The sequence below is a fragment of the Pseudomonas fluorescens genome, from assembly GCF_902497625.1.
GTDB lineage: Bacteria > Pseudomonadota > Gammaproteobacteria > Pseudomonadales > Pseudomonadaceae > Aquipseudomonas > Aquipseudomonas fluorescens_BQ.
In genome coordinates, this window is sequence record NZ_CABVGX010000078.1 from 1 (window position 1) to 8331 (window position 8331).

Here is an 8331-nt window from a genome sequence, read left to right on the forward strand (position 1 = left end):
GTTGTAGGCCGAGCTGTGCGGTGCGCGCTGTTGCTCCAGCCACAAGCGCTGCTGGGCGAAAGACAGCGGCGCGTGGTCCCGTCGCGTGTGCTGCGCGGGAGCCTGTTCGTGGGCCTCGGCCTCTGCCAGCAATAGCGCCAGCAGATCATCATCAAGCAGTTCGTTCATAGGATTCTCACAAAAGACGCAAATTGTCGGCGCGCTCAAGCGGTGACCAGCGAAGCTTTTTCGCTGATGACCCGGCCGGCTTCCATCCGCACCAGTTGGTCGGCGACATCGAAATAACGGTCGTCGTGGGAAATGACGATGATGGTCTTGCCCAGCGCTTTCAGTTCGGGCAGCAGTTCGGTGTAGAAAATCCGCCGGAAGACCGGGTCCTGATCAGCCGCCCACTCATCGAACACCAGCACCGGACGCTCCTCCAGCCAGGCATTCAGCAGCGCCAGGCGTTTGCGTTGGCCGGTCGACAGATCGGTGGTGCTGAAGGCGCCGTGGCGGATGCTGACTTTGTGCGCGATCTCCAGGCGTTCCAGGTACCGACTGGCGTCTGCGGGCACGTTTTGCTCGCCTTGCACCAGTTCGTCGAACAGGTAGTAATCGGCAAAAATCGTGGTGAAGAGCTGGCGGTAATCGTCGCGGTCGTGCGCCAGGACCGGCTGGCCGTTGAGGATGATTTCGCCGCTGCGGGGCGCATACAGACCGAGCAGCAGCTTGATCAGCGTGGTTTTGCCTCCGCCATTTTCGCCGACAATGAAGACGATTTCGCCTTGACCTATGGACAGGTTCACCGGCCCTAAAGCGAAGGGCAGGCTGCCATCCACGGCAGGAAAGGCAAAGTGCACGTCGCGCAGTTCCAGCTGTTGGACCGGGGCTTTCGGGGCGGCCTTGTCACTGATCAGCAAATGCGGCTCTGGCGAAGAAAACTGCTCGGCGAGGTCGGCAATCCGTTTGAACGCGATGTTGGCCCGGCTGACCACCGGCAGGGTGGTGACCAGGTATTCCATGGGGCCTTTCATGTACAGCAGCACCAGGACAAAACCGCTGAGCACGGCCTTATCGGTGCCCAGCCAGAACGATTGCAGCGCCAGCGCCAGGCCGATCACCACGAAAAACAGCATCGAGCCGAACGTCTTGGCGACCACGAAGGTATTGATCGAACGGATGTGCGTGTTGCAGATGAAATCGGCGGTGCCTTCGATGCGCTGGCTGAACATGCGCTGGCGGCGCGGGCGATGGATGCGCAGTTCCTTGGCGCCGGCGGCGATCGCGCTGTAGTGTTTTTGCAGTTCATCCTCGGCTTCCCGCGCGGCTTCGAAACCCTTGATGCCCTTGCTGCGAGCGACGATTTGCACCGCAGTGCCGATCACGATAGCGACCAGCAGCAAGGCGAACATCGGCAGCGACAGGTAGGCCAGGTAGCTCAGGCAACCGAGGGTGACGGTGAAAGCGATGGCCAGCGGCGCGAAGGAAAAGGCGAAGTCGCTGACGGTGTCGACGTCGTGGGTCAGCACCGGAATCAGGCGATGACTGCGGAAACGCTCGATCTGTTCGATCGGCGCCAGCAGCACTTTTTCGCCCAATGATTTGCGCAGGCCGGCAATGATGTGCTGGCCGACGTGGTTGGTGCCGATGTCTGACAGAATCGACGTCAGCAGCGCCACCGCGCACAGGCCGATGAAGGTCGCGATCACCCGCGGCGACGGACTGCCGACGGCGTTCAAGGCGTCGTTGATGGTTGCCAGCAGCGCGGTAATGCTGAGGCCGCCGAGCATGCCGAGCAGGATCGACGTTACCACGATCAGGCGGAAAGGCCTGAGCAGGCCCAAGACTTCGCTGATGGCTCCGCGGGATTTTGAGGTCATGCAAGTGTCCGCTTTCAAGTGCCGGTGAAGGCAAAGGTTCAAGAGTCTGGCTGGTTGAAAGACGAAACCCGTGGGCGACGATTTAGCCGCGCACGGGTTTGTTGAAGGTCGGCAGGGGCAAGGTGGGCGCGGCTGGCGAACGAGAGGGACGTTTGTCAAACATCAGCGGCGCCAGTGGCGGCCCTTTCGCGAGCAGGCCCGCTCCCACAGAAGTGTCGGAGTTTTCCGCAGCGGGGGTGTTCCGTCGGGCCGATGTCTCACAGGTCCCGCGCCACACGAAAGCCCAGCCAGTCGCCGCGGGCATCCGGATACACCGCGTTGCGATTGCCCGAGCGCGAGAACACCGGCGCTTCGCCCCAGTCGTTGCCGCGGATGCGGCGGACTTTGCAGTCGCCGGTTGCCCACGCGCTGCCGTCGCTTGGCGCGCCGCTGTAGCTGTCGTTGAAGCAATCGGCGGTCCATTCGTAGACGTTGCCGTGCATGTCGTAGACGCCGAAGGCGTTGGCCGGGAAACTGCCCCCCGGCGAGGTGAAGTTATAACCATCGCCAGCGCCATAAGTGTTGGCGTGCTGGGCGATGCTGTAGTCCTTGTCGGCATCGAGGGGGAAGGGGAAGGGGCCGGTGCTGCCGGCGCGGGCGGCGTATTCGCGCAGGGATTCGCTGACCAGTCGATAGGCCTGGCCGGATTTCTTCGACAGCCAGGCGACATACGCCTGCGCTTCCGGGAAGTCCATGCACACCGCCGGGTGTTTGGCCGTGCGCTCATAGCGCGGCACGCCGGCCTTGCACTCGCGGCCGGGGCGCGTATCGCCGTCGGGCATCCGGTAACCGCTGTCACGCACATAAGCGTCCCACTCGCCGGCCAGCACCTGGAAGCGGCTGATGGCAACGGGTTTGGCGAACGTCACCGGGTGCTGCGGACCTTCATCCGGCTCGCGCCCGACTTCAGTTTCCGGGGTGCCCATGGTGAATGTGCCGGTGGGCAGCACGACCATTTCCGGACAGTCCTTGCAGTCTTTGAACACCTTGCCCACTGCGAGGGGCTCTGCGGCCTGGGCGCCGAACGGCAACAGACTCGCGACCGCTGCGGCCAGCGCGAGGGTCCTCAGGGATAAATTTCGCAGCTCACTGTTCATCTTTGCTCTCGATACAAAAGTAAAAAAAGTCCCGGAGGAGTCATGCTGGCCCTGCAAACGCACGCCCCCTGTGGGAGCAAGCCTGCTCGCGAAGGCGTCATTGCAGACAATGCGGATGTTGGCAGTGATGCCCTCATCGCGAGCAGGCTCGCTCCCACAAGCCATCATGTGCATCTCAACCCAGCTGCGTGCCGAGGATCACCATGAAGCGATCGATCTCTTGTTCGCTGTTGAGCAACCCCGGCGCCGTGCGAATGACCGGACCGACGTCGCGTTCCACGGCGTCGGCGACCACGCGGTTCTGCATCAGGTAGGCGGCGACCTTGTCGCTGTCCTTGCCCTTGACCCGGAAGAAGGTGAAACCGGCGGACAGTTGCGCACTGCGCGGCGTCACCAGTTCGATTTGCGGCTGCTCCAGCAAGCGCTCTTTCAGGTAACGGTTGAGCGCGTGGATGCGCGCCTGCACGTCGGCCTTGCCCAGTTGCAGGTGCAATTTGAAGGCTTCGTCCAGCGCCCAACGGTGTTCGAAGGCGTGATAGCCACCGGGGGTCATGGTGGTGGAAAACGCGGTGGCTTCAGAGAAGGTCGGGATGATCGGCGTGACGTATTTGACCTCAGTGCTGCGACTGCAAACGATGCCGGTGCCACGCGGGCCGAACAGCCATTTGTGGGTGCCGGCGATGAAGAAGTCGCAATTCATGCTGGGGAAATCCATCGCTTCGACGCCGAACCCATGCACGCCATCGACCAGATAAATGATCCGGTCCTGTTCGCTGCGGTGGCGGTTGTGCTTGTCTACCAGGGCGCCAATCTCGGCGATCGGTAATTTCACACCGCTGCCGGAATGCACCCAGGTCATGCCGAGCACGCGGGTCTCGGCCCTGATGTTCTGCTCGATGTTGCTGAGGATTTCTGCCTTGCTCAGGCTTTGCGCGTCCTTGAACAAACGTATCTTGCGTACGCGCACGCCATCTCGCTGGGTGCGCAAGGCGAGGATGGTGTGGGTGGCGTAATGCTCATGCGCGGTGGTGAGGATCTCCTGATCGGGGCGCACGTGCACGCCGCCGTAAATCATCGCCAGGCCTTCGGTGGTGCTGCCGGTCAGGGCGATCTGTCGGGCGTCGGCCTTCAGGTAACGACCGGCCCAGACCCGGACGTTTTCTTCGCGCTGCTCGATCACGCCGAGGTCCCAGTCCATCGCCAGCCCGGGGTTTTTATCGAGCGCGGCGCGATGCCTTTCAATGGCCTCGCGCACTGGCCTGGGGTGTGAGGTCACCAGAAAGTTGGAAAAATGCAGGTAGTCCGGGTCTTGATCGAACAGCTGACGCAGCTGCGCCCATCTATCCCGCGGCAGCGCTGCTGGCTGGACGGCGGTGGCGATGTTACTCAGGCTGGCGGCCAAAGGCAGGCCGGCGGCGAGGAGGCTGGCCTGCTTCAAGAAAGTACGACGATCACTCATGGCTGACGACTGTTCTGACGGGATGCCAGCGCCGGTCTGGCGGCCTTCTGCACCTGGGCCCAGACCCGCAGGAAGTTACCGCCCCATAGCTTGGCAATGTCCGCTTCGGAATAGCCACGGGAGATGAGCTCGGCCGTGACGTTGCGGATCTCGCCGACGTTGTTCCAGCCTTTGACGCCACCGCCTTCGTTGAAGTCGGAGCTGATGCCGACGTGGTCGATGCCGATTTTGCGCACCGTGTAATCGATCGCGTCGCCGAGGTCCCTGAGGCTGGCCTTGGGCTCTCCCTCAAGAATGGCGTAGAGGCGCCCGGCGTACTGGCCGAATTTACTTTCCGACCAGGCGGCAATGATCGGATCGCCCGGCATCAGCGCCATGGCCAGGTTCGGCAGCGGCGGCAGACCGAATTCCTCGCGCAACTGGTTGAGCTTGTCCTGGGTGTTCTGCGTCAACGGCTTGAGGTACTGCGAAAAGCCGACCACCTGGACGACGCCGCCGCTGTTTTTGATCAGTTGCATTTCCTTGTCGCTGAGGTTGCGCGGGATGTCGACCATGGCCCGCGGCGCCGAGTGCGAGGCGATCATCGGCGTGCGGCTGAGCAGGGCGACTTGCTCCAGCGCTTTGCTCGACATTTGCGAAACATCGATGATTACCCCGAGGTCATTCAAGCGATGCACCGCTTGCTGGCCGAGGTCTGAGAGGCCATTGAGCGCGTCCGGCGAATCGTTGAAGAACGGCAGCGGTCGCGAAGAGTCGGCCCAGTCGTTGTTGCCGATGTAACTGAAGCCGAACATGCGCATGCCACGCGCAGCCCACAGGTCCAGCTGATTGAGGTCGTGGCCGAGCGGGTAGGCGTTGAGCATGCTGATGAAAATCGCGAATTTGCCTTCGCCGTGGAGGCGGCGCAGGTCATCCGGGGTGTAGGCGATGGCGACCTGATTGGGAAAGTCGCGGACCATGCCGGTGATGATTTTGTAGCGGATTTCCTGCTGGTTGCGCGCTTCGTCGACGAACCCGTCAGTGGGCTTGTGCGGCGCGTTGGCGCCGTTCCAGATTTCCGGCCAGCCGAAGATGGTCAGCGCGGCGCCGGATAGCTGGCCGCGATTGGCCTTGACCAGGTCGAACTGGCCCTCGCCATCCTTGTCGGCTTCGTTGCCGGCGGTGCCGAAGTTCTGCGCGAGGCTGACATGGCTGTCGAAGGACAGCATACGCGCGTGCAGTTCATCGGCCTGTTTGAGCACCTTGAGCGGGTAGCCGAGATCGTCCCTGAACCACAGATCCCAGGCCGCAAAACCCGCGCCGGCGCAGATCGCCAGGGCCAGGGGCAGGCCGATGTAAAGCGCCTTTTTCGAACGTGGTGTTGTCATTGCCATCTCAGTCAGGTCCGCCATCGAGGTGCAGGCGCAAGGGCCTTTGCTATCTGGGGAGAACGAGTGATCCGGCCGGAAATTTAGGGCGGCTGATGACCCCATCGCGAGCAGGCTTGCTCTCACAGGGAATCTTCGTTGCTCGCCCCGTCCTTGTGGGAGCCAGCCTGCTGGCGATGCTTTTAAATTTTCAAAGGCAATAAACGTTCTAGCTTGGATAAAGCCTGCTTCATGGCTGACACAGGTAGGGCAATGACGATTTCTCGACGATGGTTCATGGCGGGCCTGGCGCTGACCGGCGCCGCCGTGCCTGCGGCTTATTACGGGCATCGCGAATGGACCAGACCGGACCCGACGATCACCCCCGGGGAGGCCACCGTCGACCTCGCCAACACCGCGGGTCAGCAGTTGGCCAGCTCGCTGCGGGGCATCTGGGAGATTCGTTTTGAAGGGGCCGACGCAGGCCTTGAGGGATTGCCGCTGCAGGGCCTGGAACTTTTTCTCGACATTGCCCAGCGCGGGCGCGGCTTGCGCGGTTGCCTGGACACGGCGCAACAGTTGCGCGGTGACGGCGAGCCGCGCTATCGGTTGATCGGTGATCTGCTCAAGGCCGGGCCCGGCAAACGTTATTGGCGTCTGGTCGACACCCGCGCCGGCAACGGTGCGGCGACTTATGAAATGGCGGTGGTGCTCGATGAGGTCTGGGCTGATTTTGGCAATGCCGGCAGCGGCACCCTTAGCGGGCGCATTACCCGTCTCGACCGCCCGCTCGGCCTGTCGGAACTGGACAATCGCTTTGTCGCGCGCAAGCGCCTGTTTCCCGAAGCGCGCGAGCGGGTGGGGCTCAATCCGACGTTGCTGGCCTGGCTGATTTCCCCGGAGCACCGGTTGTTTCACCAGCTCTGGCACGCCAGCCGGGACAAGTGGCATACGCTGCCGGAAGACAAACGCGAGGCCTTGCGCGGCATCGGCTGGCAACCCGGCCCGCGTGGGCAGGAGCGTGATGCCCGTGGCAAGCGCAAGGACCGCAATGGCTCGGGCGTGGATTTCTTTTTCATGCACCGGCACATGCTCGGCACTGCGCGCTCGATGCAGGATTTACCGTCCTGGACGCGTTTCCCGATGCCGCAGCCGGAGCTCGAGCGGGACCGGCTGGGTTTCGCCCGTTATTTCGACAATCAGGACGGCACGGCACTGCCACCGACCTGGCTGGCCGCCGAAGACTCCGAGTACACCCAATGGGTCAGCGACATCAAGACCGCCGAAACCTATCACAGCAATTTCGAGGTGTGGGAGTCGCTGTATCGCGACCCGCGTTATCTGTCGACGCTGACGCTGGGTCAGTTCGGTTCGGAGGTCGAACTGGGTTTGCATGACTGGTTGCATATGCGCTGGGCCTCGGTGCCGCGCGACCCGTCCAACGGTCAGCCGGTGCCGTTTGCCAGGGATCCGGCAGATTTTGCAGCCCGTTGGTACGGGCCGGAGAATGATTTCCTGGGTGATCCGTTTTCCTCGCATGTGAACCCGGTGTTCTGGCATTTTCACGGCTGGATCGATGATCGGCTGGAAGACTGGTTTCGCGCCCATGAGCGCTTTCATCCGGGGGAAGTCAGTCGGCTTGAGGTCAACGGTGTGGCGTGGTTCGCGCCGGGACGCTGGGTAGAGATCGATGATCCCTGGCTCGGCCCAGGCAGCCACGGCTGCAGCAGCGAGCCCGGTTTGCAGTTGGGCAAGTCGGTGGAGATGGACCCGGAAACCATGAAACTGGCCTTGCGAATCACCTTTATGAGCGACGACAAAAAACTTGCCGGGCTCTTTCGTCGTGTGCCGCAACGGCCGTGGTATGCGCGGCATTTGAAGGTCAAGCCGATTGCCAGTTAACCAGTGACTGCGCGCTATCGTTCATTCGCGAGCAAGCTCGCTCCCACAGATTATGAGTCGCATCGTGGGCACAGGAATTCAGGCAGAACACAGGGCTGTGCGATCCACCGATAGCCCCTGTGGGAGCGAGCCTGCTCGCGAAAACGATCTGCCTGCCACTGCGATCACAACACCGGCCACCCACCCCCAAGCGCCTTGTACAACGCAATGCTCGCCTGCAATCGCGACAGCCTCAATTGCACATTCAGGTCCTGTGCCGCGTACAGCGTGCGCTGGGTTTCCAGCACCGTCAGCAAATCCTCTGCACCGGCTTCGTAGCGGTCTTGCGCGATGTTGAACGCGGTTTGCGCCTGGGCCAGTTCTTCGCTTTGCCACTGCCGCTGCGCGTCGAGTCCGTGAATGCCGTTCAGGGCTTTTTCGACGTCGGCGAAGCCATTAATGATGTCCGCGCGATAGGTTTGCAGCAGTTCCTCCTGGCGGGCCGTGGCTTTGTCGCGTTCGGCGCCGAGCCGACCGTTGTTGAAGATCGGCGCCACCAGCCCGCCGGTGAGGGTGTAGAACGGACTGCGCAATAGCTCGGAGGCGATATTGGACCCTGAGCCCAGTGTGGCGCCGAGGGTGACGGC

6 protein-coding genes are annotated in these 8331 nt (G+C 62.4%); 1 reads left to right on the forward strand and 5 read right to left on the reverse strand.

Translation table 11 applies throughout. The features are described 5' to 3' along the window. Positions 1-203: 203 nt before the first annotated feature. From F8N12_RS26765 to pvdM, 4 genes are all read right to left on the reverse strand, one after another. Positions 204-1862 (reverse strand): cyclic peptide export ABC transporter, encoded by a 1659-nt coding sequence (locus F8N12_RS26765; protein WP_150583064.1) that lies wholly within the window; start codon positions 1860-1862, stop codon positions 204-206. A 257-nt stretch (positions 1863-2119) separates the two neighbouring features. Beyond that, complete coding sequence (locus tag F8N12_RS26770; RefSeq protein ID WP_150583065.1) at positions 2120-2998, reverse strand: formylglycine-generating enzyme family protein; 879 nt, start codon at positions 2996-2998, stop codon at positions 2120-2122. Between the two features lie 175 nt (positions 2999-3173). Further along, positions 3174-4457, reverse strand: coding sequence for an aminotransferase class V-fold PLP-dependent enzyme (locus F8N12_RS26775; RefSeq protein ID WP_150583066.1), 1284 nt, complete (start codon positions 4455-4457; stop codon positions 3174-3176). Next, a complete protein-coding gene (pvdM, locus tag F8N12_RS26780; protein WP_150583067.1) occupies positions 4454-5824 on the reverse strand; it encodes a pyoverdine-tailoring dipeptidase-like protein PvdM in 1371 nt (456 codons plus the stop codon). The genes F8N12_RS26775 and pvdM overlap by 4 nt, the downstream gene beginning before the upstream one ends. Before the next feature lie 252 nt (positions 5825-6076). Between pvdM and F8N12_RS26785 the strand changes: the two genes are divergently transcribed. Beyond that, positions 6077-7705, forward strand: a complete 1629-nt coding sequence (locus tag F8N12_RS26785; protein ID WP_150583068.1) for a PvdJ/PvdD/PvdP-like protein — start codon at positions 6077-6079, stop codon at positions 7703-7705. Between the two features lie 164 nt (positions 7706-7869). On the opposite strand, the gene F8N12_RS26790 is transcribed toward F8N12_RS26785, so the two are convergent. Continuing rightward, the coding region (locus tag F8N12_RS26790; RefSeq protein ID WP_191623228.1) for a TolC family protein at positions 7870-8331 on the reverse strand (462 nt) is incomplete at its 5' end.